We start from the raw sequence: 26,265 nt of genomic DNA on the forward strand, positions 1-26,265 counted from the left end.
GACTTCTCGACGGCCGTCGGCTTCAACGCGAGCGTGAGCGGCAGCGGTTCGACGGCGATCGGCACCGGGGCGACGGCACCGGGTGGTGCGAGTACGGCGCTGGGCCGTGCGGCGAACGCGGCGGGGGGCAACTCCGTGGCGGTGGGCAACTACAGCCTCGCGTCGCAGGGGAATGCGGTGGCCATCGGCCTGAACGCGAACGCGTCGAGCGGGGGGGCGGTCTCGCTGGGCGGGGGCTCGTCGGCGAGCGGGGCCAGCTCGCTCGCGCTGGGCGCGGGTGCGGCGGCGTCGGTGGGGCGCAGCGTGGCGCTGGGCGATGCGACGACGACGTCGGCGGCGGTGGGCGTGGCGTCGGTGTCGATCGGGACCTCGACCTACGGCGGGTTTGCGGGGACTGCGCCGGTGGGCGTGGTGTCGGTGGGCAAGGCGGGGGAGACGCGCCAGCTCCAGAACGTGGCGGCGGGTCAGGTGAGCGCGTCCTCGACGGACGCGGTGAACGGGAGCCAGCTGTACGCGGTGGGCTCGACGACGACGAGCCAGGTGGGTTCGCTGTCGACCGGTCTGAGCGTGGCGGGGAGCTCGATCGCGTCGCTGTCGACGGGTGTGACGTCGCTGTCGACGGGTCTGTCTGGCACGACGAGTCAGGTAAGTTCACTGTCGACGGGGCTCGGCGTGCTGACGAGCCCTGCGCCTGCGATTGGGTCGGGTGCGGTGGCGAGCGGCTCGTACGCGGCGGCATACGGGCCCAGCGCAAAGGCCACCGGGGACTTCTCGACGGCCGTCGGCTTCAACGCGAGCGTGAGCGGCAGCGGTTCGACGGCGATCGGCACCGGGGCGACGGCACCGGGTGGTGCGAGTACGGCGCTGGGCCGTGCGGCGAACGCGGCGGGGGGCAACTCCGTGGCGGTGGGCAACTACAGCCTCGCGTCGCAGGGGAATGCGGTGGCCATCGGCCAGAACGCGAACGCGTCGAGCGGGGGAGCGGTCTCGCTGGGCGGAGGTTCGTCGGCGAGCGGGGTCAGCTCGCTCGCCCTGGGCGCGGGGGCGGCGGCGTCGGTGGCGCGCAGTGTTGCGCTGGGTGATGCGACGACGACGTCGGCGGCGGTGGGCGTGGCGTCGGTGTCGATCGGGACCTCGACCTACGGCGGTTTTGCGGGGACTGCGCCGGTGGGCGTGGTGTCGGTGGGCAAGGCGGGGGAGACGCGCCAGATCCAGAACGTGGCGGCGGGCCAGATGAGCGCGTCCTCGACGGACGCGGTGAACGGGAGCCAGCTGTACGCGGTGAGCTCGACGACGACGAGCCAGGTGGGTTCGCTGTCGACGGCGATCACGAGCGTGGGGAGCAGCGGTGTCACCTCCCTGTCGACGGGTCTGAGTGCCGCCAACAGCTCGATCGCCTCCCTGTCGACGGCGATTACGAATGTCGGAAGCAGCGGTGTGACGTCGCTGTCGAGCGGTTTAACCGCGACGGGCAGCTCGGTGGCCTCGATCTCGACGGGTCTGAGCGCGGCGGGGAGTTCGATCGCGTCGCTGTCGACGGGTGTGACCTCGCTGTCGACGGGCCTGTCTGGCGCGGCGAGCCAAGTGGGCTCGTTGTCGAGCGGTCTGACCGCGACGGGCAGCTCGGTGGCGTCGATCTCGACGGGTCTGAGCGCGGCGGGGAGTTCGATCGCGTCGCTGTCGACGGGTGTGACGTCGCTGTCGACGGGCCTGTCTGGCGCGGCGAGCCAGGTGGGCGCGCTGTCGAGCGGCGTGAGCACGGTGAGCGCGTCGGTATCGACGCTGCAGCGTGACGCGCTGCAGTGGAACGGGACGCTGGGCGCCTACGACGCGGGCCGGGGCGGGGCTGCGCAGAAGATCACGAACGTGGCGGCGGGGACGTTGAGCGCAACATCGACGGACGCGGTGAACGGGAGCCAGCTGTACGCGGTGGGCTCGACGACGACGAGCCAGGTGGGTTCGCTGTCGACGGCGATCACGAGCGTGGGGAGCAGCGGTGTCACCTCCCTGTCGACGGGTCTGAGTGCCGCCAACAGCTCGATCGCCTCGCTGTCGACGGCGATCACGAATGTCGGCAGCAGCGGTGTGACGTCGCTGTCGAGCGGTTTGACCGCGACGGGCAGCTCGGTGGCGTCGATCTCGACGGGTCTGAGCGCGGCGGGGAGTTCGATTGCATCCTTGTCGACGGGTGTGACGTCGCTGTCGACGGGCCTGTCTGGCGCGGCGAGCCAGGTGGGCTCGCTGTCGAGCGGTCTGACCGCGGCGGGCAGCTCGGTGGCCTCGATCTCGACGGGTCTGAGCGCGGCGGGGAGCTCGATCGCGTCGCTGTCGACGGGTGTGACCTCACTGTCGACGGGCCTGTCTGGCGCAGCGAGCCAGGTGGGCGCGCTGTCGAGCGGCGTGAGCACGGTGAGCGCGTCGGTGTCGACGCTGCAGCGTGACGCGCTGCAGTGGAACGGGACGCTGGGCGCCTACGACGCAGGCCGGGGCGGGGCTGCGCAGAAGATCACCAACGTGGCAGCGGGGGCGTTGAGCGCAACGTCGACGGATGCAGTGAACGGGAGCCAGCTGTACGTGGTGTCATCGACGACGACGAGCCAGGTCGGTTCGCTGTCGACGGCGATCACGAGTGTGGGGAGCAGCGGTGTCACCTCCCTGTCGACGGGTCTGAGTGCCGCCAACAGCTCGATCGCCTCGCTGTCGACGGCGATTACGAATGTCGGAAGCAGCGGTGTGACGTCGCTGTCGAGCGGTTTAACCGCGACGGGCAGCTCGGTGACCTCGATCTCGACGGGTCTGAGTGCGGCGGGGAGTTCGATCGCGTCGCTGTCGACGGGTGTGACCTCGCTGTCGACGGGCCTGTCTGGCGCGGCGAGCCAAGTGGGCTCGTTGTCGAGCGGTCTGACCGCGACGGGCAGCTCGGTGGCGTCGATCTCGACGGGTCTGAGCGCGGCGGGGAGCTCGATCGCGTCGCTGTCGACGGGCCTGTCTGGCGCGGCGAGCCAGGTGAGCTCGCTGTCAAGCGGACTGACCGCGACAGGTAGCTCGGTCGCCTCGATCTCGACGGGCCTGAGCGCGGCGGGGAGTTCGATCGCGTCGCTGTCGACGGGCCTGTCTGGCGCGGCGAGCCAAGTGGGCTCGCTGTCGAGCGGTCTAACCGCGACGGGCAGCTCGGTCGCCTCGATCTCGACGGGTCTGAGCGTGGCGGGGAGTTCGATTGCATCCTTGTCGACGGGTGTGACGTCACTGTCGACGGGCCTGTCTGGCGCGGCGAGCCAGGTGGGCTCGCTGTCTAGCGGTCTGACCGCGACGGGTAGCTCGGTCGCCTCGATCTCCACGGGCCTGAGCGCGGCGGGGAGTTCGATCGCGTCGCTGTCGACGGGCGTGGCGTCGCTGTCGACAGGCCTGTCCGGCGCGGCGAGCCAAGTGGGCTCGCTGTCGAGCGGCGTGAGCACGGTGAGCGCGTCGGTATCGACGCTGCAGCGTGACGCGCTGCAGTGGAACGGGACGCTGGGCGCCTACGACGCGGGCCGGGGCGGGTCTGCGCAGAGGATCACGAACGTCGCATCGGGGACGTTGAGCGCAACGTCGACGGACGCGGTGAACGGGAGCCAGCTGTACGCGGTGTCATCGACGACGACGAGCCAGGTCGGTTCGCTGTCGACGGCGATCACGAGCGTGGGGAGCAGCGGTGTCACCTCCCTGTCGACGGGTCTGAGTGCCGCCAACAGCTCGATCGCCTCCCTGTCGACGGCGATCACGAATGTCGGCAGCAGTGGCGTGACGTCGCTGTCGAGCGGTCTAACCGCGACGGGCAGCTCGGTGGCCTCCATCTCGACGGGCCTGAGCGCGGCGGGGAGTTCGATTGCATCCTTGTCGACGGGTGTGACGTCGCTGTCGACGGGCCTGTCTGGCGCAACGAGCCAGGTGGGCTCGCTGTCGAGCGGTCTGACCGCGACGAGCAGCTCGGTGGCCTCGATCTCGACGGGTCTGAGCGCGGCGGGGAGTTCGATCGCATCGCTGTCGACGGGTGTGACGTCGCTGTCGACGGGTCTGTCTGGCGCGGCGAGCCAAGTGGGCTCGCTGTCGAGCGGACTGACCGCGACAGGTAGCTCGGTGGCCTCGATCTCGACGGGTTTGAGCGCGGCGGGGAGTTCGATCGCGTCCCTGTCGACGGGCGTGACCTCACTATCAACGGGCCTGTCTGGCGCGGCGAGCCAGGTGGGCTCGCTGTCGAGCGGACTGACCGCGACGGGTAGCTCGGTGGCCTCGATCTCGACGGGCTTGAGCGCGGCGGGGAGTTCGATCGCGTCCCTGTCGACGGGCGTGACGTCGCTGTCGACGGGTCTGTCGGGGGCGGCGAGCCAGGTGGGCTCGCTGTCGAGCGGCGTGAGCACGGTGAGCGCGTCGGTATCGACGCTGCAGCGTGATGCGCTGCAATGGAGCACGACGCTGGGCGCCTACGACGCGGGCCGGGGCGGGTCTGCGCAGAGGATCACGAACGTGGCGGCGGGGACGCTGAGCGCGAGCTCGACGGACGCGGTGAACGGCAGCCAGCTGTACGCGGTATCATCGACGACGACGAACCACGTGAGTTCGCTGTCGACAGGTCTGAGTGCGTCGAACAGCTCAATCACGTCGCTGTCCACGGCGATCAGTACGGTGGGCAGCAGTGGCGTGACGTCGCTGTCGAGCGGTCTAACCGCGACGGGCAGTTCGGTGGCCTCGATCTCGACGGGTTTGAGCGCGGCGGGAAGTTCGATTGCATCCCTGTTGACGGGTGTGACGTCGCTGTCGACGGGCTTGTCCGGCGCGACGAGCCAGGTGGGCTCGCTGTCGAGCGGTCTGACCGCGACGGGCAGTTCGGTGGCCTCGATCTCGACGGGTCTGAGTGCGGCGGGGAGTTCGATTGCGTCCCTGTCGACGGGCGTGGCGTCGCTGTCGACGGGTCTGTCTGGCGCGGCGAGCCAAGTGGGCTCGCTGTCGAGCGGGGTGAGCACGGTGAGCGCGTCGGTGTCGACGCTGCAGCGCGATGCGCTGCAGTGGAACGGGACGCTGGGCGCCTACGACGCCGGCCGGGGCGGGTCTGCGCAGAAGATCACCAACGTGGCGGCGGGGACGTTGAGCGCAACGTCGACGGATGCGGTGAACGGGAGCCAGCTGTACGCGGTGAGCTCGACGACGACGAGCCAGGTCGGTTCGCTGTCGACGGGGCTCTCATCGACAGACAGTGCGGTGAGTTCTCTGTCGACGAGTGTCGCGCCGGTAGCAGCAATCATCGGTAGCACGTCTCCGGCGATTGGCGCAGGTGCGGTTGCAAGCGGTCAATCAGCCGTTGCGATGGGCGATCACGCAAGTGCAATCGGAAACTATTCAATAGCTCTCGGCAACAGCACAAACGCGTCAGCAAACTATACGGTCGCGGTCGGTAATGCGGCGCGTTCGACTGGATATGCCGCAACGACGTTGGGTAATGTCTCAAGCGCGACTGGCAACTGGTCGACGGCAGTCGGTAGCGCCGCGACGGCATCAGGCCAAGTTTCTGTCGCACTGGGCGCTTTATCCAATGCAAGCGAGGCCAATAGCGTAGCGTTAGGTAGCAGAGCAACGACTGCGGCGGGTGTCGCAGTATCGTCGGCGGTGATTGGCGCATCAACATACGGAGGATTTGCCGGCACTTCGCCGTACGGCGTGGTGTCCGTCGGTAGCGCCGGACAAGAGCGGCAGATTCAGAACGTGGCGGCAGGTCAATTGAGCGCGACGTCCACTGACGCGGTGAACGGCAGCCAGCTATTCTCGGTGGCCTCCACCTCCACGAGCCAAGTAGGCTCGCTGTCGACGGGCTTGAGCGCGTCGAACAGCTCGATCGCGTCGCTGTCGACGGCGATCACGAGCGTCGGGACCAGCGGTGTCACCTCGCTGTCCACGGGTCTGAGCTTCACCAACAGCTCGATCGCGTTGCTGTCGACCGGGATCGTTGCGGCGAACAGCTCGATCACCTCGCTGTCGACAGGGATCGTTACGCTCTCGACGGGCGTGACGTCGGTCACAAGCTCGGTGGCGACGCTGGAGCAGGATGCGCTGCAGTGGAAATCCGGACTGAGCGCCTATGATGCAAGCCGCAACGGAGTTGCGCAGCGGATCACCAATATCGCGGCGGGTCGGCTCAATGCCGGTTCCACCGATGCGGTGAATGGCGATCAGCTCTACTCGACCAACAGCTCAGTGGCGTCTCTGTCGACGGCGATCTTGACGGTGGGCAGCAGCGGTGTGCTCTCGCTGTCGAGTGGGCTCAGCGCAGCGAACAGTTCGATTGTCTCGCTCTCAACAGGCGTTGCCGAGTTGAGGACCAATGCACTGCAGTGGGATTCCGTGACAGGCAGCTATGACGCCAGTCATGGGACCAATTCACCGCAGAAGATCACGAATGTTGCCGCCGGCGTGATCAGTGCGACTTCAACAGACGCGGTGACCGGCAGCCAGCTGTACAGCGTCACGAGCGATGTGACTTCGATCATCGCCAGCTGGACCCCCAACAGCGCTACGACCACGGCGGTGGCTCTGGGCAGGGGCGCCAATGCGGCGGGTACCATCAGCCTTGCGGTCGGCGTTTCTGCGACGGCAGGCGCCTCCTACGCCACGGCCCTCGGGACGAACGCAGCGGCCTCGGCGGCGGGGGCGACGGCGATCGGCGGCAACAGCGTGGCGGGCGCGCAGGCCAAGGGGGCGGACAGCGTCGCGATCGGCGGCGAGGCGGTGGCCGCGAACACGAACGACGTCGCGGTTGGCGTCGGGGCGAAGGCCACGGGTGGAGCCGGCGGTTCGGCGGTGTCGGTCGGTGCGCGCAACGTGGCGAGGGGCGCAGGCGCCGTGGCCATCGGCGATCCGAACTACGCCATCGGTCAGGGTACCATCGCGATGGGCCTGGACAGCATCGCCAGCAGCGATGGCACCGCGAACGGGACCGATGCCGACGGTGCCCTGGCGCTCGGCAACACGACGGTCGCGGCCGGTCGCGGCAGTATCGCGCTGGGTAACCTGACCAAGGCTCTGAACAGCGGCGCCATCGCCATCGGCGACGGAGCCACGGTTCGAAGCAGCGCCAGTGCCAGCATCGCCATCGGCTCCGGGGCGAATGCCACGGTGGCCCGGAGTGTTGCCATCGGCGATGGCGCGAGAACGTCGATCGCTGTGGCCACCGCATCCCAACGGGTGGACGATGTGGTCTACGGCGGCTTCGCCGGGTCGTCGCCGGTCGGCGTCTTCTCAGTGGGTGCGGTCGGCAGCGAGCGGCAGATCAAGAATGTCGCGGCCGGCTATATCTCCGCGACCTCGACGGATGCAGTGAACGGAAGCCAGTTGTTCAGTGTGGCGTCGACGACGCTGACGCAAATCAAGTCGCTGTCGACCGGGTTGCTGGTGACGACCAATTCCGTGGTCTCGCTCTCGACGAGCGTCTCCCAATTGGCCAACAACACACCAGTTTCCGGTGGGTCGGCAGCCTCACTCTCGACCGGGCTCAGTGCGGCAGGCAGTTCCGTCGCGTCGCTCTCGACCGGACTGAGCTCGACGGGCAGCGTCGTCGCGTCGATCTCGAGTACCGTCACGACCAACACCAGCTCGATCGCGTCCCTTTCGACGGGGCTGGTCAGCACAGCGAGTACAGTCACCTCCCTCTCGACAGGTGTCACCTCGCTCTCGACCAGTCTCATCAATACGGCGAGTTCCGTGGCGGCCCTGTCGACAGGTCTGGCGAATGGGCAGGTTGGGCCGATACGGAGTGGGACGTCGCCCTCGGATGCTCGGCCCATGGCGAGCTCTCCGAACGACTTGTTCCTCCAACCTGGATCGGGGACCGGGCCGGTCATCCTGCACAACGTCGCGGCCGGAAAGATCGCAGCGGAGTCGACGGACGCCATCAACGGAGGGCAGATGTTCTCCCTGGGCAATTCGCTTGCGTCTGCCCTGGGAGGAGGATCGACCTTCGATGCGGCGACGGGGCAGATGTCCGCTCCGTCCTACAAAGTGCAGGGGTCGAGCTATAGCAGTGTCGGCGGCGCGATCGGCGCTCTCGATACAGGGTTGACCTCTCTGCAAAACAACATGAACCAAGTCACGGCGCACCTGCAGACGCAGATCACCAGAAACCGCTCCATCGCTGCGGGTGGCGTGGCCTCTGCCTTCGCGATGAGCCAGCTGCGCTTCTCCGATCGCCCCGGTTCGCAGAGCCTGGGTATTGGCGGCGGCTTCTACGACAGTCAGGGGGCCATGGCGGTCGGCTATGGGTTCACGTCGGAGGATGGCGCGTGGCGCGGGACGGCGTCCGTCTCATACACGCCGGGCGTCAACAAGCTCGGCGTCGCGGGTGGCCTGACCTACAGCTGGTAAGGTGCTGGGGCGGGCCGGGAATACGAGTTCCCGGCCCGTTTTCCCAACAAATCCCGGATTTTTGTGGAATTACTCAAATACAAGTACCTATAAAGTCCACAATGCAACTGTAAGTACGGGAACTAATCTGTCTATTGACGGATGAAGTGCTGTACTTCGCGCGCTGCTCATGCTACGAAGCAGCATGGGACGACGAATTGGCCTGAGACTTCTGGTGCTTTTCTCGGTGGCCGCTTTCGGCCCTGGGGCACGGGCTCAGGAAACCGTTGCGACTCCGGCGATCGATCCGAGCATCTTCAAGGATGGCGAGGTCGAAAACCGGGATTTCAAGTTCGGTGAATGGTACGCGAAATGTCAGCAGATCATCAGAATCAAGCGAAGAATTTGTAACCTTCTGTCGTCCGTGGCGGATGCCGGTGGGAAGACGGCTGGATCAGTCATCATCGCAACGACCGATGCTGGAATACCGGCCATGATGATTTCAATTCCAACTGAGGTCACTCAGAGAAAAGCTATTTCCGTCGATGCAAGCCATCTCGGCAAGGTCGATGGATCAGTCGTCAAGGTCGAGTTTTCCCAGGTCGTCAACCCGATGATTTGTGACAATACCTGCAAGTACATGTTCCCCCTCGATCCGAAGCTCGTGTTCATCCTGAATGCCGGGGAGGGGGTGCGTGTCTCGACGCCGCCGAAGGAGCGTGTTGCGAAGAAGACGAAGAAGAAGCCTCCTGTCCCGGCGCCCGAGACAAAGGTCATGACGATCTCGGGGCAAGGGTTTTCTGAAACGTTGGCCCAAAGCACGAAGACTTGGTGATTAAATAATTCGGCGCTGTGGCTTCTCCATAAGAATTCGCGCGCCGGGCTTCAAATCAATAATAAAGGCGCTCTCGAATGAGACGTCGATCAGGTGTTGGGCGAGACGGAGTAGTCGGCCGGCATACGAAATCTCGTGATCGCGGGATTGCGTGGGCCGTTCCGGTGGGTCGCGACGGGGCGTGAAGGTCGAGGAGCTGTCGGGCATCCGAGGTGGTGACGGACGCTCCGCAGAGGAGAATGAGATGCTCAACAGCTTGAAGCAGAATGTGCTGTTTCTGATCTTTCTGGTTCTCACAGGCAACGTTCTGATGCTCAGTGTGTCGAACGTCTCCGCGTTTCTGAGTAAGTCGCATGCTCAGCCGGCTTACGAGATCATCGATTGCGGTGATGCGACCGGAAAGATCCACAAATGTATTCGTGTCGATCCCAAGGCGGGTGAGATCAATGATCCGTCGAAGGGTGCGAGCTATCGCGTGATCTATGGCCAGTAAAGGGCCGTCTCGCGCGATCGATACCATGACTGAAACGATGAAGGTTGCTGCCATGACGAAGACGAGGGCTGTCGCGAGCGCGATGTCGGCGCTCTGCGCGATCGCGCTGCTGGCGGGCGGTGCGCGGGCGCAAGATCCCGAGGTGAAGGGCTTCAACTTCGGGGCGAAGCCGAGCGTGCCGCAATTGCGGGCGCCCCAGCCGGCCGAGAAGAGCGTCCCGAAGATTCAGGAGCGGGCGGGCACCGGCCCGACGACCACGGTGGCGGCGGGTCCGACCACGAACGGTCCGCTGTCGCTGACGCCGTCCGCGCCGCCGGCCGCCCCCCAGGGAGCCCCGCAGGCGGCGCCCGCGGCTCCGGCCAACGAGACGCAGAACTTCCAGGGCTGGACGGTGACCTGCCTTCCGCCGCCCGCCGACAATTCGGGGCGGACCTGCATCGCCAAGATGGGCGTGATCAAGAGCAACGAGGATCGGCGGCCGATCCTGTTCGTCAGCGTGGTCAAGACCGGCAACACGGCGACATTCGTCGTCCAGACTCCGACCGGTATCGATCTCAAGTCCGGCGCGACGGTGCAGATCGGCAAGGCGGCGCCGCGCCACCTGACCTACGAAAGCTGCGAGCCGGCCCTCTGCACCGCGACAGTGCAGTTGGACGATGCCCTGCTGCAGGAACTGGCCAGCGCGCCCAGCGCCACGGCGTCGTGGGTCGGGCTCGGGGTTGGCGAAGTGAAGGTCGAGTACGCCTTGCAGGAAGCGCGCAACACGCTCGCCTATCTCGGCTCGAAGTAACGGCAGAACCGGGGGCGGCTCGGTCCCGCTCCCCGGTTCGATCCGTGATCGTCAGGCGCGTTCGACGAAACGTCGTGTCGGCGCGGGGCGCCTCAGTCCAAAGGATTCGCGATGCGCGTCGGCGTCTCGATCATGACGGGTGATAAACAGCATGTCTGGAATAACGGCCTCGTCCAGAACATCTATCATTTCGCCAGCCTGCTGAACCAAATCCCCTTCATCGAAGCCGTCTACTTCGTGAATTGCGGCGACCGGCCGACGCATCCGCGCGGGTCGGATGAGGAGGCGCTGCGCTTCCCCATCCTGACCCAGGCGGAGGCCTCGGATGTCGTGGATGTCGCCATCGAGATGGGCGGGGCGATCGACGTCGAATGGATCCGCCGGTTCCGGTTCCGGGGCGGCAAGTTCATTATCCACCAGTGCGGCCAGCCCTATGTGGCGTTGATCGAGCCGACGGTCTTCAACCGTGAGGGGTTCTTCATCGACGCCGAGCGCTGCGAGGAAATCTGGCTGCTCGCGAAGGACATGATCTTCGCGCCGATGATGCGGACCATCCATCGTTGCCCGGTGCACGAGGTCCCGTATCTCTGGTCGCCCCGGTTCCTCGAACAGACGATCCAGCGCGGGCCGAACGGTGAATCGCTCTACGGGTATCGTCCGGGTTCGCTGAAGGCCGGCACCGCACGGCCGGCGATCTTCGAGCCGAACATCTCGCCCATCAAGATGGGGCTGATCCCGCAGATGATCTGCGATGTGGCCGAGCGGCAGGCGCCCGGCACCATCGATCTTGTGACCTACCTGAACGGGGACGGGAAGACCGAGCATCCGGCCTTCGTCCATTTCATGCAGAGCATGGCGACCTATCAGGCGGGGAAGACCCAGATCGTCGGCCGCGATTACTTCGCCCATGTGATGGGGCGGGGCGACAACATGGTGGTGAGTCACCAGCTGAACTGTCCGCAGAACTATGTGTATCTCGATGCGCTCTACGGCCTGTATCCGCTCATCCACAATTCGGTGATCTTCAAGGATGTCGGGTATTATTACGAGACCTCCGATGTCCTCGGCGGCGCCAAACTCTTCCTGCAGGCGGTCCAGACGCATGATCGCAACCTCGATGCCTATGCCGGGCGGGCGCGGGCGATGATCGACAGCCTGTCCCCGTCGTCGCGGGCGAATATCGACCATTACGCGCGGCGGCTGTTGAGCCTTGTCGCCACGGGCCACAAGCGGAGATCGGCGTGAACAAGCCGCTTGGACCGGTCCTGCGGGGCAAGCGGACGGGACAGTCGCGCCTGCGCGTCGGCGTGACATTGTTCCTGCGCGACGAGAAACAGACGATCTGGGAGAACGGGATCTTCCAGAACTGCTTCTTCCTGCTGCAGACCTTGCGGAAGTCGCCCCTCGTCGAATGGTGCTGCGTCGTGGTGGCGGGGCCCGGCACGCCGGAGAAGTCGGCCGCCTTTCTGAAGAGCGCCGAGGCGCCCGTCATGACCATGGGCGAGGCGATGGAGAACCTCGATGTCGTCATCGAATTGAGCGCCCAGCTCGATGGGGAATGGGGCAAGGCCTTCGCCGCGCGGGGCGGGCGCATCGTGGCGATGCGGGTCGCGAACGACTACGTCATCGATGCCGAGCGCATGGCGTTCAAGCTGCCGCCCGGCCTGCTCATGACGCAGACGCCTTACCACGAGGTGTGGACCCTTCCGGCCTTCGCGCGCACCTGCGCGGGCTACTACGCCACCGGCTGCCGCGCCCCGGTGCGGATCATGCAGCATCTGTGGTCGCCGACTTTGTTGGAACAGGCGGCAGCGGCGCGCGGCGGCTCCTACGATTTCCGCTATGTACCGGGGCGGGCGCGCTGGCGCCTCGCGGTGCTGGAGCCGAACCTGTGTTCGGTGAAGACCTCGCACATTCCGCTTCTCGCTTGCGAGGTCGCCTACCGGATGGACCCGACCATCGTGGAGGCGGTGCGGGTGTTCAACACCGATACGGTGCGGGAAAACGAGACCTTCGTGAAGTTCGCCCGGGCCCTCGATCTCGTCTCGCACGGCAAGGCGAGCTTCGAGGGGCGCTACCCCATCGTCGAGGTGATGGGGCCCTTCGCGGACGCCATCGTGTCCCATCATTGGGAGAACGCGCAGAATTACTTGTATTACGAAGCTTTGTACGGCGGCTTTCCGCTGATCCACAATTCCGATCTGATCGAGGATTGCGGCTATCGCTACACGAACTTCGACCCCGAGGAGGGCGGCAAGGCGCTGTTGCAGGCGTTCCGGCAGCACGATCTCAACCTCAAAACGTATGTCGCGGATGGGCGCAAGTTGCTGATGAAGCTCGATCCCTCATCGGATGCCAATGTGCGGCTCTACAGCGAGGCCATCGCGGGGCTGTTCGAGCCCGGCAGTCTCGCAGCGGCCCCCACGCCCCGCCGCGTCCCGGCGCCCGCCCTGTAAAGGATCAGGCGATGGAGAGACGCTCCCTCAGGATCGGGATCACGATCGGGCTGCGCGAGGAAGCCGAGAGCCTGTGGCTCAACGGGATCAAGCAGAACGCCCTGTATCTCGTGAAGCTGTTCCTGAACTCGAAGCACCGGCACAGTGTGACGCTGCTCAACACCACGCCCGTCATCCTCGGCGACGAACTACCGTGGGACCGGAAGCGGTTTCCGACCCTGCCCTATGACGAGGGCTGGCAGGGGCTCGACGTGCTGATCGAACTCGGCGGGCAGATCGACTGGAACCAGACCGCCGCCCTGAAGCAGCAGGGCACGAAGATCGTCAGCTATTGCTGCGGTCCCGAATACGTCCAGACCATGGAAGCGATCATCTTCCAGCGGCGACTGTTCGAGGCGATCTTCGTCAACCGGGAGTACGATTGCATCTGGGCGATCCCGCAGGTGTGGGACCTGAACCGGGGCTTCTTCGAGACCCTGCGCCGCTGCCCGGTGCGGGAAGTGCCCTTCGTCTGGGATCCGATGGCGCTTGAGGCTGCCACGAAGGACCTGCCGCACCACGGCGAATACCAGCCCTCTGCGGAGCCCAAGCGGATCTCGGTCCTGGAGCCCAACATCGATGTGATGAAGTTCTGCCTCTATCCGATCTTCATCGCCGAGCGGGCCTTCCGGCGCGAGCCGGATCGCGTCAAGTTCCTGTACGTCGCTAATTCGGATCGGTTCGTCCACGACAACACCGAGTTCGCGGCGCTGATGCAGTATTGTGACCTGATCCATGCCCAGAAGGCGTGTTTCGTCGGCCGCGTGACCACGCCGACTTTCCTGGCGGAATACACCGACGTGGTGGTGTCCCATCAATGGGGCCTGCCGCTCAACTACATCTATCTCGAATGCTGCTGGCAGGGGTATCCGCTGGTCCACAACGCCGACATCGTGAAGGACCTCGGCTATTACTACCGGGGCCACGATCTTGCGGAGGGGGCCGACCGGCTGGTCGAGGTGCTGACGGCGCATGACCGGTCCTGGCAGGATTACCGGAAGGTGCAGCGTTCGCGGATTGCGCGCTATCTCGCCGACGACCCGCATCTCGTCGTCCATTACGACGACCTGCTGTTCGAACTGGTCGCGGGGGTGCGGGCGTAGCCCGGCGGATCAGGGCAGCGCCAGCGTCCCCGCGATGAGGGCGAGGCCCACGGCGAGCCACGCCACGTAATCGCCGATGAGGCCGCTGTGCAGGGCTTCGAGGAGCCGGGCGGGGGCGGATTGAGTCCGCTGAAGTGACCGCACGACAATCCCGGGCAGGCGGTGGCGGAACAGGGAATAGGCCGCCAGGGCGATGGCGGCGGCGACGGAGACCCAGGCGCCGGTCGCGGCGGCCATGTGCAGGGGGCCGGTCATCGTCTGGCGGCTGAAGGCGCTCACCGCGCCGGGCGCCATGGCGCGGACCCAGTCGGCCGGCACGAGGACGTCGAGGGCGAGGAGCACGCAAGCGGGGGCGAGCATCAGCCAGAGGGGCCGGTCGGCCTTCTCGCGCTCCTCCTCGCTCGGAGCGTGGGCCTCGTCGCCGGGATCCTCGCCGAGGCCGAGAAAAATCCGCCCGGTGGCGCGCAGCACGGCAGCGCCGGTCAGCGCCGCGCCGACGAGGTTCGCGGTGAGGGCGAGGGGATGCGTGTCCTCAAGGGCGCCGTGGAGTAGGCGCGAGCCCAGATCGAGCAGCCCGAGCGGCAGGCCGGCGAGGAGGAGGGCGGCGATGGCCATCGCCGCGCCGGCGTGGCCGATGCCCCTGCCGAGGCCGCGCAGGTTGATCTCGTCTACGCTCGCCCGCGTGGCGAGGAGGATGCCGGCGATCATGAAGAGCGCGCCCTTCACCATCCCGTGCCCGACGACGTAGACGAGCAGGCCGCCGGTCCCGTTGGCCGAGAGGGCGCCGATGCCGGTGAGCATGATGCCGGCGTGGGAGATGGTGGAGAAGGCGAGCAGGCGCTTTAGGTGGCGCTGGAGCAGGGCCATCCAGCCGCCGAGCACCGCGCTCGCCGCGCCGAGGCCGATCATCAGGCGCGGCACGGCCCATTGGATCTGGTCCGAGCCGGCGAAGACGAAGGTGGTGAGCTTGGCGAGGCCGAACACGCCGAGGGCGACCATCGCGCCGGAGAAGATCACCGAGACCGGGCTCGGCGCCACCGCGTGCGCGTCGGCGAGCCAGAACTGGAACGGCACGGCGGCGGCCTTGATCATCAGCGCCGCCGCCACGAGGCAGAACCCGCCGGCCACGACCGGATCGGTGCCGGCATGGGCCACGGCGGCGGCGATGCCGGCGAAGTCGAGGGTTTCGGCGCGGGCATAGAGCAGGCCGATGCCGCCGAGCATCAGGAAGCCGGCGAGGCTGTTGACGATGGTGAAGTTGAGGGCGCCGGCGAGCGCCGATTCCTCCAGGTGGTAGGCGGTGAGCGCGAAGGCCGCAACGCTCATCACCTCGAACCACACGAACAGGTTGAACAGGTCGCGGGTGAAGCAGAACCCGACCATCGCCGCCAGGAAGAGCAGCATCAGGATGTGGAAATGGCCGTGGGTGCGGCCGAAGAAGCCCCAGGCGAAGACGAAGGCCAGGGCGTAGAGCAGGCCGATGAAGGCGGCGATCCACCCGCTCGCGGCATCCACCGAGAAGCCGATGCCGAGCGCCACGCCCTCGCGGGGCTCCCAGCCGCCAAACCAGTAATCGATGGTGCCGTCGCCCGCATGGGAGGCGAGGATCGCGCAGAGGACGCTCACCGCGAGGGCGGTGAGGGTGGCGAGGATGTCGGGCACGCGCTTCGGCAGCAGATGGGCGGTCGCCAGCAGCGACGCGCAGACCACCAGCGGAACCGCGACGGGCAAGGGGACGAGGGTTGCGATCACCGGGTGTCGCCCTTGCGGCGCATGGGTTTCAGGTGTTCCGGGTCCAGGGTGCCGCTGCGCTTGAAGATCTGCACCGTGAGGACGAGGAGCAGGGCGGTGAGCGTGGCGCCGACGACGATGTCGGTGAGGACGAGAGCCTGCATTACCGGATCGACGGCGGGCGTGCCGGGGGGGTGATCGTAGAAGATCGGCGCGATGCTGCCCCAGCGATAGCCGAGGCCGAGCAGCAGCACGTAGGTCGCCGATTGGCAGACCGAGAGGCAGCCGACGAGGTGGATCAGGTTGCGGCTGGAGGCGAGGCCGTAGAGCCCCGCCGCGAACAGCCACGCGGCGACGGCGTAGGGGAGCCAGGTCACGCGGTGTCCTCCCCCGGCTCGTCCGGGCCGTCGGCTTCGCGGGTTTCCTCCAGGAATTCGAGGAAGAGCTGGGTGAAGCCGCCGCAGACGGCGAGCGCGACGCCCAGATTCTCGATCAGCATCAGGCCGCCCGAATAGAGATCGCGGAAGGTGCCGAAGGGCAGCACGTTCTGCATGAAGGCCGCGCCGACCAGCATCGGCGCGAGGCCGCACAGGGCGAAGAGCAAGGCGCCCCCGCCCTCCATCGCGTCGAGCCAGTGGCTGCGGACCACGTCGCGCCAGCCGGAATAGCCCTCGCCGAGATAGGCGAGGAGCGTGCCCGAGGCGAGGATTACGCCGCCCTGGAAGCCGCCGCCGGGCGTCACCGTCGCGTGGACGACGATGTAGAGGCCGAACAGCATCAGCAGCGGGCCGGCGAGGCGGCACGTCAGCACCACGGCCTCGGAGCGCGGCAGGATCGCCCGGCCGGGCAGGCGCATGGCGCGGTCGGTCATGTCCTCGCCGCGCCGGCCGCGCAGCAGCACCACGGTGCCGGTGATGGCGGCGAGCAGCATGAACTCCTCGCCCAATGTGTCGAGGCCGCGCAGGTCGAAGTTGATGGCGCTGACCATGTTCGCCACATGCCGCTCCTTCGGCACGATGGCGTTGATGCGCTCGCCATAGGTGGCGATGGTCGCGCCGAATTCGGGCAGCCGGCCGATCACGGCGGCGGTGCCGGGGAGGAGCGCTGCCAGGGCCGCGCCGAGCAGGGTGAGGCGCAGGCGCGGGGTCATGGCTCGCGGGTCTCGTCGGAGGCCTGTTCGACCTTGCCCGCCCGCACGGCCATGAGCGCGACGAGGAACAGCAGCGGCACGGCCGCCGCGCCCACCGCGATCTCGGACAGGGCGACGTCCGGCGCCTGCAGCGCGGTGAACAGGATCGCGAGGACGATGCCGTTGCCGGCGATGGCGAAGATCTGCCGGGCCGGATCGCGGATCAGCACCACGGCGGTGCCGGAGGCGGCAGTGAGGAGGAACAGGAGGGGCAGGATCACGCTCATGCCGAGCGGCCCTCACGCAGCAGCATCGCCCGCCCGGCGGCGTGGGTGATGACGGCCCCGAAGCCGACGAGCAGCACGGTCATCAGCAGGATCTTGAGGGAGCGCACGGACACGCCGTCCGAGGCGAAGCCGGCGGCGGTGATGGCGATGCCCGCCACGATGTTGAGGAAAGACACCGCGTGCAGCCGGTCGAGGGCGCGGGGCATCCGCAGGATCGCGAGCGCCGAGAGCCATGTCGCGGCGACGGCGCAGCCGAGGAGGATCGCGATGAGCACCGTCATACCCAGCGCTCCAGGAAGACGGAGAGGAGCAGCGTACCGGGCAGGCCCAGCAGCACCGTGGTGAGGGCGAGGTCGATCACCGAGGCCTGATCCGTGGCGAAGGTCAGGAGCGTCAGCACCAGCACGCCGACGGTCGTGGCGAGCTGGTAGGCGGCGAGCCGCTGGCCCGGCCGCCCGCGCCAGGTCAGCGCGACGCTCAGGACGAGGGGCGGCAGCAGGGCGAGGATCGCCCAGGTCCAGAGGCTCATCGCGCGTCCCCTCCGCCGGAGAGCCTGTGCTCCACGATGCCGGCATCCCCGCCCTTCTCGCGCAGCACGAAGCTGTCCGGCGCGAGGGATTTCGCGATCAGCCCGAGCGCCCGCTCGGCCGGGGTGTCGGCCACGGCCCAGGCGCTCTCGGCGTCCCGCTCGTAGAAGGTCCGGCCCGGCGGACGGCCGTAGCGGATGTGGTGGACGAGTTGCCCCGCCACCCGCACCGTCGCACCGGGCAGCGCGAGGGTGGCGCTGCCGAGGCGGCCGAGGTGGCGCGTCCAGCCGGCGAAGCGCATCCCGCCGCGCCGCCCGCCGAGGGCCCACCAGAGGCAGGCGAGGGTCGCGGCGGCGGCGCCGGTCGCCGCCTCGTCGAGGCTGAACGAGCCGGCGAACAGCAGGTAGAGGGCGAAGAGCACCACCCAGGCGGCGGCGGCCGTGAGGGCGAACAGTCGGGGATTCGCGGCGGCGGAATCGGAGGGCATGGCCGGGGGCGCCACCGGGTCGGAGAGAAGCGGCCCCCCACAGCAGCGGTCAGCCTGGCGGCACAATGGTGCAGCCGGCTTACGGTTCCGCTCGGGCGAGGGGGTCCCTCAAGAATTCGGAGCCGTGTCCCCCGCGAGATAGGCGGCGATGTTCCGGCGGATGCGCTCCAGCGGTTCTTCGGACGGGTCGGGCAGGGTGAAATCCTGGCCGGTGATGGTCTCGAAGGCGCGGATATAGACGGCGGCCGTCTCCAGGATCACCTCGGCGGGGATCGTGGGGATCGGGTCCTTGTAGGGGTCGCAGCGGGCGACGACCCAGTTGCGCATGAAGTCCTTGTCGAAGCTCTCCGGGCTCGCCCCGGCGGCGAAGCGCTCCTGATAGCTCTGCGCAAACCAGTAGCGGCTGCTGTCGGGCGTGTGGATCTCGTCGGCGAGGACGATCCGCCCGTCCCCATCGAGGCCGAACTCGTACTTGGTGTCCGCGAGGATCAGGCCGCGTGCGGCGGCGATCTCCTGGCCGCGCGCGAACAGGCCCAGCGCGGCCTCGCTGACGATCCGCCATTGCTCGGCGGTGAGAAGGCCGCGCTCGAGGACTTCGGCCTCGGTCAGGGGCTCGTCGTGGCCGCCGTGGTCGGCCTTGGTGGTGGGCGTGATGATCGGCCGGTCGAGCTTCTGGTTCGGGCGCAGGCCGTCCGGCAGGCGGTGGCCGTACATTGCGCGGTCGCCGGCCTTGTAGCGGGTGAGGATCGAGGTCGAGGTCGTGCCCGCGAGGTAGCCGCGCACCACGATCTCGACGGGCAGGATGGCGAGGCGCCGGCCCACCACGACGTTGGGGTCGGGATAGGCGAGCACGTGGTTCGGGCAGATGTCGCCCGTGCGCTCGAACCAGAACCGGGCGGTCTGGGTCAGCACTTGGCCCTTGAAGGGGATCGCGGCCAGCGCGATGTCGAAGGCGCTGATCCGGTCGGAGGTGATGAGGATGCGGCGGCCGTCCGGCAGGTCGTAATTGTCCCGGACCTTGCCCCGGTAATGGTTCGGCAGTTCGGGGAGGGTCGCCTCCTCCAGCACGTGCCGGGCATAGGGGGCGAGGGCGGCGTGATCCATCATGCGCTCCGGGCTGGGTGTCGCGGGACAAGCCTTTGCGCGGAAGTGCGGGGGAAGGCCAGAGGGCTCACGCCTTCGCAGTGGGATCGTCCAGGGCCGCGATGCGGTCGAGGGCCGCGAAGACGGCGTCGTATTGCTCCGGCGGGAACTCGTGGAAGCCGAGCGCGCGGCCCATGGCGATGCCGAGGATGGCGAAGAACGCCACCGATCCCGCGCCGAACCCACCTTCGGACTCCGCGAGGCGACCGAGCCGTTCCGTCACGAAGCTGCTGTAATCGGCCAGCGCCGCCGGGTTCTCGATGGAGGCCACGAGCAGCGACCGCGAGATCTCGTCGTCGTCGCAGAGGTTGCGCCGGAAATGCGCCACCATGGCCCGCGCGAGGCTCCGGGGCTCCCCCGTCTCCGTCACCTCGCAGGCGGCGATGCCCGTCCGCAGGGAGGCGAGCTTGCGCGCCACGAGGGCGGCCACCAGCGCGTCCTTCGAGCCGTAATGATGCAGCACGCCGCCCTTGCTCAGCCCCGCTTCGGCGGCCACCGCGTCGATGGTGAGGCCCCGCGCGCCGTTGCGCAGCAACAGGGCGTCGGCCGCGTCGAGGATGATCTCCGGTCGCTCGGCGAGCCGCTGGCGCTTGGGCTGCATGACGATCCTTAGTTACCGACTGGACGGTATGTAGCGAAGAGATTATAGGGAGCTAAGGTTCCCCCGCCGCCCGGCGATCGTTGCGCTGCCGCCCGCATCATGCCTCCTCGCTGCAAGATCCGCCTCTCGCTCGCCGCCGTTGTCCTCGCGGCGCCGTTCCTCGCCGCCGCCTCACCGCCGCCGGAGGACGAGGGGCTTCTGCGGGTGCGCGTCGCGGAGGCGCGCAAGACCGCCATGGTGGAGGATGTCGTATTCAGCGGCGATATCCAGCCCCAGGCGCAGGTCAACGTCTCGTTCCGCACGAACGGCAAGGTCGCCAAGCGCCTCGTGGAGGTCGGGGACCATGTCGCGGCGGATCAGGTCATCGCCGAACTCGAACCGCTGACCCAGCGCGCCAACCTCGACAACGCCCGCGCGGCCCTGTCCTCGGCGGAGGCACAGCTCACGCAGGCGAAGCTCACCTTCGAGCGGCAGAAGCAGCTCCTCGGCGGCGGCTACACGACCCGCTCGACCTACGACAACGCGGAGCAGGAGCTGCGCACGGCCCAGGCCGCCGTCGAATCGGGCAAGGCCGCCCTCGGCACGGCGCAGGAGCAACTGAACTACACGGAGTTGCGCGCGGGCGTGCCGGGCATCGTCACCCGGCGGGATTTCGAGGTCGGGCAGGTGGTCCAGTCGGGCCAGACCGTCCTCGTCCTCGCGCAGGACGGGCCGCGCGACGCGGTGTTCAACGTCTACGAGGCGCTGACCGCCCGGCCGCCCGGCAACAAGGTCGTGGAGGTCTCGCTCCAGGCCGATCCGTCGGTGAAGACCAAGGGCACGGTGCGGGAGATCTCGCCCACCGTCGATGCGTCGAGTGGCACGGTACGGGTGAAGATCGGGCTCGAATCGACGCCGCCGGGCATGAGCCTCGGCGCGGTGGTGGTCGGGCGCGGGACGTTCATGCCGAACGACGTGATCGTGCTGCCGTGGTCGGCCCTCTACCGCTATGAGAACCAGCCGGCGGTGTGGGTCTACGATCCGGCCAAGCGCACGGTCTCGGTGCGCAAGGTCGTCATCGACCGCTACGGGCCGAACGTCATCACCCTGAAAGCCGGCATCGAGCCGGGGGAGCAGGTCGTGGTGGCGGGCATCCAGTTCCTGCGGCCGGGCCAGACGGTCGCCGCCATCGCCCTCGGCGAGACGCCGCTCCAGGGCGCGGCCGTGACGGGCGAACGCCGATGAACCGCCTCCCCGCTGCCCTCCTGGCGCTCGGCGCCCTTGCCCTCGGTGCGTGCAAGCCCACGGAGGAGGCGCACGAGCCGGCGCCGATCCGCCCTGTGCTGACGCAGGTGGCGCAGCCGAGCGACAGCCTCACCTTCGGCCCGTTCCCCGGCACGGTGGAGCCGCGCTACCAGTCGCAACTCGGCTTCCAGATCCCCGGCCGCATGGTGGCCCGCGACGTGACGGTGGGCGATCTGGTGAAGCAGGGCCAGCGCCTCGCCGCCCTCGATCCGGTGGTCTCGCGCTTCGATCTCACCCGCGCCGAGGCGGACCTCGCCGATGCGCGCGGTCAGGCCGAGAACGCCACCGCCGCCGAGGCGCGGACGCGGCGCCTCATGGTGGGCAACGCGGTGAGCCAAGCCTCCCTCGATCAGGCGGTGGCCCGGCGCGACACGACGCAGGCTCGCCTCTCGCAGGCGGAGGCGAGCTTGCAGAAGGCCCGCGACCAGATGGGCTACACCGAATTGAAGGCCGAGTTCGACGGGGTGGTGACGCAGCGCCTCGCGGAGATCGGTCAGGTGCTGAGCGCCGGCCAGGGCGTCGTCACCGTCGCCCGGCCGGAGGCCCGCGACGCGGTGGTCGACATCCCCGAAGGGCTCGTCGGCGCCATGCCGGCGGACGGGGTGTTCACCGTCTCTCTCCAAAGCGCGCCGGAGATGACGGCGCGGGGCCGCGTCCGCGAGACGGCACCCTTCGCCGAGACGGGCGCCCGCACCCGGCGCATCCGCATGACCCTGGAAGACCCGAACCCGGCCTTCCGCCTGGGCGCGACGATCACCGTCTCCCTCAGCCGCGCCAAGCCCCGCAGCTTCGTGCTGCCGGCGACCGCATTGCTCGTCGAGGGCGAGCGGCGCTCGCTCTGGGTCGTGGCGGCGGACGGGGCCTCCGTCGCCCGCCGCGACGTGACCCTCGGGCCGGCGCCCGAGAACCCGGACGAGATCGCCGTGACGGACGGGCTGAAGCCCGGCGAGCGCGTCGTGGTGGCGGGCGTCCATTCCATCCGCGACGGGCAGGCCGTGCGCCTCGCCACCGCCGCCGAGTGACCGAGCGGGACCGGATCAGATCGTGAAGGACTTCAATCTCTCCGATTGGGCGCTCCGGCACCGGTCGTTCGTGTGGTTCCTGATGGGCGTCTGCCTGCTCGCCGGGGTGATGGCCTATGGCCGCCTCGGCCGCGAGGAGGACCCGCCCTTCACCATCAAGACGATGGTCGTGCAGGCCGTGTGGCCGGGCGCCACCATCACCGACACCCTCGATCAGGTGACGGACCGGATCGAGAAGGAGCTTCAGCAGCTCAACGGGCTCGATTACGTCCGCAGCTACACCACGCCGGGCCAGACCACGGTGTTCGTGCAGTTCCGCGACACCACCAAGCCGTCGCAGGTGCAGCCGGCCTTCTACCAGACCCGCAAGCGCCTCGGCGACATCAAGAACCAGTTCCCCTCGGGCGTGCAGGGGCCGTTCTTCAATGACGAGTTCGGAGACGTCTACGGCAACGTCTACGCCTTTTCCTCGGACGGGCTGAGCTACCGGCAGCTGCGCGACTACGTCGAGAAGGTGCGCACCGAGATCCTGAAGGTGCCGGATATCGGCAAGACACAGATCCTCGGCGCGCAGGACGAGGTGATCTCCCTCGACTTCTCCCCGCGCAAGCTCGCGGGCTACGGCATCGACCTCCAGGCGATCACCAAGGCGTTGCAGGCGCAGAACGCGGTCTCGGCCTCCGGCGTGGTGCAGGCCGGGCCGGAGCGGATCTCGCTCCGGGTCAGCGGCTCCTTCGCCAACGAGACATCCCTGCAGGACGTGAACCTGCGGGTGAACGACCATTTCTACCGCCTCGCCGACATCGCCGAGATCAGCCGGGGCTATGCGGACCCGCCCTCGCCGCTGTTCCGCGTGAACGGCAAGGCGGCGCTCGGCCTCGCCATTGCTATGCGCCCCGGCGCCAACCTGCTGCATTTCGGCGAGGCCCTGAAGGAGAAGATGCACCGCATCGAGGGCGAGTTGCCGCTCGGCGTCGAGGTGCATCTCGTCTCCGACCAGCCGCACATCGTGGAGGAGGCGGTCGGCGGCTTCACCCAGGCGCTGGTCGAGGCGGTGGTGATCGTCCTCGGGGTGAGCTTCGTGAGCCTCGGCATCCGCGCCGGCCTCGTCGTGTCGGTCTCGATCCCCCTCGTGCTGGCGATCGTCTTCGTCGTCATGCAGGTGATGGACGTCACGTTGCAGCGCATCTCGCTGGGCGCCCTCATCATCGCGCTCGGCCTCCTCGTCGACGACGCGATGATCACCGTGGAGATGATGGTCGCGCGGCTCGAACTCGGGGAGAACCTGAAGAAGGCCGCGACCTACGCCTACACCTCCACCGCCTTCCCGATGCTCACCGGCACCCTGGTGACGGTGGCGGGCTTCCTGCCCATCGGCTTCAACGGCTCGGGGGCGGGCGAATACACCTACTCGCTGTTCGTGGTGATCGCGGCATCGCTGCTCGTGTCATGGGTGGTGGCGGTGCTGTTCGCGCCGCTCATCGGCGTCGCCCTCCTGCCGAAGACGGTGAAGCACCATGCCGAGAAGCGCGGCCTGTTCACCCGGATCTTCCTGGCGAGCCTGCGCCTCGCCATGCGCTGGCGCTGGACGACGGTCGCGGCGTGCATCGGCCTGATGGCGGTGGCCATCGTCGGCATGGGCCATGTGCAGCAGCAATTCTTCCCGTCCTCGGACAGGCCGGAGATCCTGGTGGATCTCACCCTGCCGCAGAACGCCACCATCGCCGAGACCAAGGCCCAGATGGACCGGTTCGAGGCGGGGCTGAAGGGCGATCCGGAGATCGTGAGCTGGTCGTCCTATGTCGGGCAGGGCGCAGTGCGGTTCTACCTCCCCCTCGACCAGCAGCTGAACAACGCGTTCTTCGGGCAGATGGTCATCGTCACCAAGTCGCTCGAGGTCCGCGACCGGGTGATGGCGCGCTTGCAGACGCGCGGCCGGCAGGACTTCGTCGGCACCGACGTCCTTGTCCAGCCGCTGAGCCTCGGCCCCCCGGTCGGGCGGCCGGTGCAGTACCGCCTGAGCGGCCCCGACGTGCAGGAGGTGCGCCGCCGCGCCCTCGACCTCGCCAACGTGGTCGGGCAGGATTCGCGTCTCGACGTGCCGACCTTCGACTGGAACGAGCCCGGCAAGGTGCTGCGCGTGCAGATCCTGCAGGACAAGGCGCGCCAGCTCGGCGTGACCAGCCAGGACATCGCCGGCCTCCTCAACGGGATCGCGGGCGGGCAGAGCATCACGCAGGTGCGCGATTCGATCTACCTCGTGGACGTGATAGGCCGCGCCCGCGCCGCCGAGCGCACCTCCCTCGACACGCTGCAGAGCCTGCAGATCGGGCTTGCCAACGGCGCGGTCGTGCCGCTGCTGGCCTTCGCCACCATCGGCTACGATCTGGAGCAGCCCATCGTCTGGCGCCGCGACCGGATGCCGACCGTGACCGTGCGGGCGACGATCCGCGACGCGACGCAGCCGGCCACCATCGTCGCCAACCTGAAGCCCGGCATCGACGCCTTCACCGAGGCCCTGCCCGAGAGCTACACCCTGGCGACGGGCGGCGCCGTGGAGGAATCGGCCAAGGGGCAGGGGCCCATCGCGCAGGTTGTGCCGGTGATGCTGCTCACCATGGCGACGCTGCTGATGATCCAGCTGCAGAGCTTCGGGCGGATGTTCCTCGTCTTCACCGTGGCGCCGCTGGGGCTGATCGGCGTGGTGCCCGCGCTGCTGCTGTTCGACAAGCCGATGGGCTTCGTCGCGATCCTCGGCATCCTGGCGCTGGTGGGCATCATCATCCGCAACGCGGTGATCCTCGTCACCCAGATCGAGGAGTTCCACGCCGAGGGGAAGACGCCGTGGGACGCGGTCTACGAGGCGACGCACCACCGGATGCGGCCGATCCTGCTCACGGCGGCGGCGGCGAGCCTCGGCCTCATCCCCATCGCCCGCGAGGTGTTCTGGGGGCCGATGGCCTTCGCGATGATCGGCGGCATCCTGGCCGCGACCTTCCTGACGCTGCTGTTCCTGCCGGCGCTCTATGTCGGCGTCTACCGGATCCGCGAGGAGAAGGCCGCGTGAGCCGCGCTACCGGCGCCGGGCTCGGATCCTCACGGCCTTCGGCCGCATCCCGCGCCGCAGGGCGTGGTGGAGGAGGATCAGGGAGGCGAGGCCGGGCAGTGCAATGTTCAGGAACGTCATGGCGACACCTCCGAACGGTAAAGCTCAGCGTCGCGCCGGCGGGTTAACGAAAGGTTAGCGGGTTCGGTTAACCGCCCGTTTACCCTACCGACCCACCGATGCAGCTCGGTGCGCGGAGGGCGGGGCATGGCAGGCATGAGGAATGCGCTTGGCCGCGCGGCCGTGCTGGCCTGCCTCGCGCTCCCCTCGCAGGCCGGCGCGCAGGAGGTGCTGGTCCTGCGCATCCGTCCGCAGCCGGACCCCGCCGCGCTCGGCGCCGGGGGAGGGGCGGAGGCGGAGCGCGCCGCCCGCGAGGCCGCCTGGGAGCGCAGCAACCAGCGCGCGCGGCGGATCATCGAATCGGTCTGCACCGGCTGCCTCGGTCCCTGGGTCCCGCCGGTGTCGCGGGTGGTGGCGAGCGCGGCCGCCCTCGAAATTCCTGCCCCGAGGGGGCTTGATACGGATGCCCCCCGTGAGGCATCCGAGCCGACCTTCGACCCAGCGATCCCCGAGAGGCGACCATGACGCAAGCGCACCCGACCAGCGGCGCCGAGCCCGAGATCGACTGCCCCGTGAGCCTGGAAGTCCTGGGCTCCGTGTATCGCGCCGACGAGTACGACCTGCCCATGATCCTGGAGCAGATCCCGGCCCTGAAGCGGGCGCAGCTCGCCACCTACCTGTTTGATCCCGGGGTTTGATGGTGCACTCTTCACGTCGGAGTGGAGGGACGCGCTATGGGCCAGGTTCTTCACGGCAGCGCCACGACGACGGAGGCGATCCGTCGAGCGATCCAGCATAGTCAAGC

Annotated in this window: 22 protein-coding genes and 1 pseudogene; 13 read left to right on the forward strand and 10 right to left on the reverse strand. The window is 68.0% G+C overall.

Annotated features, from left to right (window positions below; genetic code table 11):
• Window positions 1-5,799: pseudogene (locus AAHF99_RS27250) on the forward strand (hypothetical protein); the annotation flags it as partial.
• Here the strand turns inward: AAHF99_RS27250 and AAHF99_RS26365 are convergent.
• On the reverse strand, window positions 5,748-6,050 hold the full coding sequence (locus AAHF99_RS26365; RefSeq protein ID WP_342167303.1) for a hypothetical protein: 303 nt from the start codon (window positions 6,048-6,050) through the stop codon (window positions 5,748-5,750). The pseudogene AAHF99_RS27250 and the gene AAHF99_RS26365 overlap by 52 nt on opposite strands.
• Window positions 6,051-6,057: 7 nt before the next feature.
• On the opposite strand from AAHF99_RS26365, the gene AAHF99_RS26370 reads away from it, so the two are divergent.
• From AAHF99_RS26370 to AAHF99_RS26400, 7 genes are all read left to right on the forward strand, one after another.
• A complete protein-coding gene (locus AAHF99_RS26370) occupies window positions 6,058-8,388 on the forward strand; it encodes a YadA family autotransporter adhesin (RefSeq protein WP_342167304.1) in 2,331 nt (776 codons plus the stop codon).
• Window positions 8,389-8,602: 214 nt separating this feature from the next.
• The gene (locus tag AAHF99_RS26375; protein WP_342167305.1) at window positions 8,603-9,202 is read left to right on the forward strand and encodes an invasion associated locus B family protein; all 600 of its coding nucleotides are present in this window, start codon (window positions 8,603-8,605) and stop codon (window positions 9,200-9,202) included.
• 181 nt (window positions 9,203-9,383) lie between these two features.
• On the forward strand, window positions 9,384-9,695 hold the full coding sequence (locus tag AAHF99_RS26380; RefSeq protein ID WP_342167306.1) for a hypothetical protein: 312 nt from the start codon (window positions 9,384-9,386) through the stop codon (window positions 9,693-9,695).
• A gap of 52 nt (window positions 9,696-9,747) precedes the next feature.
• On the forward strand, window positions 9,748-10,485 hold the full coding sequence (locus AAHF99_RS26385) for an invasion associated locus B family protein (protein WP_342167307.1): 738 nt from the start codon (window positions 9,748-9,750) through the stop codon (window positions 10,483-10,485).
• A 111-nt stretch (window positions 10,486-10,596) separates the two neighbouring features.
• On the forward strand, window positions 10,597-11,730 hold the full coding sequence (locus AAHF99_RS26390) for a DUF2827 family protein (protein WP_342167308.1): 1,134 nt from the start codon (window positions 10,597-10,599) through the stop codon (window positions 11,728-11,730).
• Window positions 11,727-12,941, forward strand: coding sequence for a DUF2827 domain-containing protein (locus AAHF99_RS26395; RefSeq protein ID WP_342167309.1), 1,215 nt, complete (start codon window positions 11,727-11,729; stop codon window positions 12,939-12,941). Before AAHF99_RS26390 ends, AAHF99_RS26395 begins: the two co-directional genes overlap by 4 nt.
• An 11-nt stretch (window positions 12,942-12,952) precedes the next feature.
• The gene (locus tag AAHF99_RS26400) at window positions 12,953-14,083 is read left to right on the forward strand and encodes a DUF2827 domain-containing protein (RefSeq protein ID WP_342167310.1); all 1,131 of its coding nucleotides are present in this window, start codon (window positions 12,953-12,955) and stop codon (window positions 14,081-14,083) included.
• Window positions 14,084-14,092: 9 nt separating this feature from the next.
• Here the strand turns inward: AAHF99_RS26400 and AAHF99_RS26405 are convergent, their stop codons facing one another.
• The 9 genes from AAHF99_RS26405 to AAHF99_RS26445 form a co-directional block, all read right to left on the reverse strand.
• Window positions 14,093-15,835 carry a complex I subunit 5 family protein gene (locus AAHF99_RS26405; RefSeq protein ID WP_342167311.1) on the reverse strand — a complete coding sequence of 581 codons (1,743 nt, stop codon included), beginning with the start codon at window positions 15,833-15,835 and terminating at the stop codon, window positions 14,093-14,095.
• A complete protein-coding gene (locus AAHF99_RS26410) occupies window positions 15,832-16,191 on the reverse strand; it encodes a sodium:proton antiporter (protein ID WP_243958079.1) in 360 nt (119 codons plus the stop codon). The genes AAHF99_RS26405 and AAHF99_RS26410 overlap by 4 nt, the downstream gene beginning before the upstream one ends.
• A complete protein-coding gene (locus tag AAHF99_RS26415; RefSeq protein ID WP_342167312.1) occupies window positions 16,188-16,964 on the reverse strand; it encodes an MnhB domain-containing protein in 777 nt (258 codons plus the stop codon). The genes AAHF99_RS26410 and AAHF99_RS26415 overlap by 4 nt, the downstream gene beginning before the upstream one ends.
• Window positions 16,961-17,230 (reverse strand): Na(+)/H(+) antiporter subunit B, encoded by a 270-nt coding sequence (locus AAHF99_RS26420; protein WP_342167313.1) that lies wholly within the window; start codon window positions 17,228-17,230, stop codon window positions 16,961-16,963. Before AAHF99_RS26420 ends, AAHF99_RS26415 begins: the two co-directional genes overlap by 4 nt.
• A complete protein-coding gene (locus tag AAHF99_RS26425; RefSeq protein ID WP_342167314.1) occupies window positions 17,227-17,511 on the reverse strand; it encodes a monovalent cation/H(+) antiporter subunit G in 285 nt (94 codons plus the stop codon). Before AAHF99_RS26425 ends, AAHF99_RS26420 begins: the two co-directional genes overlap by 4 nt.
• Window positions 17,508-17,759 (reverse strand): monovalent cation/H+ antiporter complex subunit F, encoded by a 252-nt coding sequence (locus AAHF99_RS26430; RefSeq protein WP_243958103.1) that lies wholly within the window; start codon window positions 17,757-17,759, stop codon window positions 17,508-17,510. The genes AAHF99_RS26425 and AAHF99_RS26430 overlap by 4 nt, the downstream gene beginning before the upstream one ends.
• Window positions 17,756-18,244, reverse strand: a complete 489-nt coding sequence (locus tag AAHF99_RS26435) for a hypothetical protein (RefSeq protein WP_342167315.1) — start codon at window positions 18,242-18,244, stop codon at window positions 17,756-17,758. The genes AAHF99_RS26430 and AAHF99_RS26435 overlap by 4 nt, the downstream gene beginning before the upstream one ends.
• Window positions 18,245-18,352: 108 nt before the next feature.
• Complete coding sequence (locus AAHF99_RS26440; RefSeq protein WP_342167316.1) at window positions 18,353-19,348, reverse strand: phosphoribosylaminoimidazolesuccinocarboxamide synthase; 996 nt, start codon at window positions 19,346-19,348, stop codon at window positions 18,353-18,355.
• A gap of 67 nt (window positions 19,349-19,415) precedes the next feature.
• Window positions 19,416-19,988 (reverse strand): TetR/AcrR family transcriptional regulator, encoded by a 573-nt coding sequence (locus AAHF99_RS26445; protein ID WP_243958107.1) that lies wholly within the window; start codon window positions 19,986-19,988, stop codon window positions 19,416-19,418.
• A gap of 99 nt (window positions 19,989-20,087) precedes the next feature.
• Between AAHF99_RS26445 and AAHF99_RS26450 the strand changes: the two genes are divergently transcribed.
• From AAHF99_RS26450 to AAHF99_RS26470, 5 genes are all read left to right on the forward strand, one after another.
• The gene (locus tag AAHF99_RS26450) at window positions 20,088-21,212 is read left to right on the forward strand and encodes an efflux RND transporter periplasmic adaptor subunit (protein WP_342167317.1); all 1,125 of its coding nucleotides are present in this window, start codon (window positions 20,088-20,090) and stop codon (window positions 21,210-21,212) included.
• Window positions 21,209-22,294: an efflux RND transporter periplasmic adaptor subunit gene (locus AAHF99_RS26455; RefSeq protein WP_342167318.1), complete on the forward strand. Its 1,086-nt coding sequence runs from the start codon at window positions 21,209-21,211 to the stop codon at window positions 22,292-22,294. Before AAHF99_RS26450 ends, AAHF99_RS26455 begins: the two co-directional genes overlap by 4 nt.
• 22 nt (window positions 22,295-22,316) lie before the next feature.
• Window positions 22,317-25,361, forward strand: a complete 3,045-nt coding sequence (locus AAHF99_RS26460) for an efflux RND transporter permease subunit (protein WP_342167319.1) — start codon at window positions 22,317-22,319, stop codon at window positions 25,359-25,361.
• Window positions 25,362-25,607: 246 nt separating this feature from the next.
• The gene (locus AAHF99_RS26465; RefSeq protein ID WP_342167320.1) at window positions 25,608-25,985 is read left to right on the forward strand and encodes a hypothetical protein; all 378 of its coding nucleotides are present in this window, start codon (window positions 25,608-25,610) and stop codon (window positions 25,983-25,985) included.
• Window positions 25,982-26,158 carry a hypothetical protein gene (locus AAHF99_RS26470; protein ID WP_342167321.1) on the forward strand — a complete coding sequence of 59 codons (177 nt, stop codon included), beginning with the start codon at window positions 25,982-25,984 and terminating at the stop codon, window positions 26,156-26,158. The genes AAHF99_RS26465 and AAHF99_RS26470 overlap by 4 nt, the downstream gene beginning before the upstream one ends.
• The last annotated feature ends 107 nt before the right edge of the window (window positions 26,159-26,265 follow it).

Origin of the sequence: Methylobacterium litchii (assembly GCF_038442315.1) — a bacterium.
Lineage (GTDB): Bacteria > Pseudomonadota > Alphaproteobacteria > Rhizobiales > Beijerinckiaceae > Methylobacterium > Methylobacterium litchii.

What these genes read in the sequence shown, in the direction of transcription:
- AAHF99_RS26385 (WP_342167307.1), top strand. Translation starts at nt 9,748, where the DNA reads ATGACGAAGACGAGGGCTGTCGCGAGCGCGATGTCGGCGCTCTGCGCG.
- AAHF99_RS26390 (WP_342167308.1), top strand. Translation starts at nt 10,597, where the DNA reads ATGCGCGTCGGCGTCTCGATCATGACGGGTGATAAACAGCATGTCTGG.
- AAHF99_RS26400 (WP_342167310.1), top strand. Translation starts at nt 12,953, where the DNA reads ATGGAGAGACGCTCCCTCAGGATCGGGATCACGATCGGGCTGCGCGAG.
- AAHF99_RS26415 (WP_342167312.1), bottom strand. Translation starts at nt 16,964, where the DNA reads ATGACCCCGCGCCTGCGCCTCACCCTGCTCGGCGCGGCCCTGGCAGCG.
- AAHF99_RS26420 (WP_342167313.1), bottom strand. Translation starts at nt 17,230, where the DNA reads ATGAGCGTGATCCTGCCCCTCCTGTTCCTCCTCACTGCCGCCTCCGGC.
- AAHF99_RS26425 (WP_342167314.1), bottom strand. Translation starts at nt 17,511, where the DNA reads ATGACGGTGCTCATCGCGATCCTCCTCGGCTGCGCCGTCGCCGCGACA.
- AAHF99_RS26430 (WP_243958103.1), bottom strand. Translation starts at nt 17,759, where the DNA reads ATGAGCCTCTGGACCTGGGCGATCCTCGCCCTGCTGCCGCCCCTCGTC.
- AAHF99_RS26435 (WP_342167315.1), bottom strand. Translation starts at nt 18,244, where the DNA reads ATGCCCTCCGATTCCGCCGCCGCGAATCCCCGACTGTTCGCCCTCACG.
- AAHF99_RS26440 (WP_342167316.1), bottom strand. Translation starts at nt 19,348, where the DNA reads ATGGATCACGCCGCCCTCGCCCCCTATGCCCGGCACGTGCTGGAGGAG.
- AAHF99_RS26445 (WP_243958107.1), bottom strand. Translation starts at nt 19,988, where the DNA reads ATGCAGCCCAAGCGCCAGCGGCTCGCCGAGCGACCGGAGATCATCCTC.
- AAHF99_RS26450 (WP_342167317.1), top strand. Translation starts at nt 20,088, where the DNA reads ATGCCTCCTCGCTGCAAGATCCGCCTCTCGCTCGCCGCCGTTGTCCTC.
- AAHF99_RS26455 (WP_342167318.1), top strand. Translation starts at nt 21,209, where the DNA reads ATGAACCGCCTCCCCGCTGCCCTCCTGGCGCTCGGCGCCCTTGCCCTC.
- AAHF99_RS26465 (WP_342167320.1), top strand. Translation starts at nt 25,608, where the DNA reads ATGGCAGGCATGAGGAATGCGCTTGGCCGCGCGGCCGTGCTGGCCTGC.
- AAHF99_RS26470 (WP_342167321.1), top strand. Translation starts at nt 25,982, where the DNA reads ATGACGCAAGCGCACCCGACCAGCGGCGCCGAGCCCGAGATCGACTGC.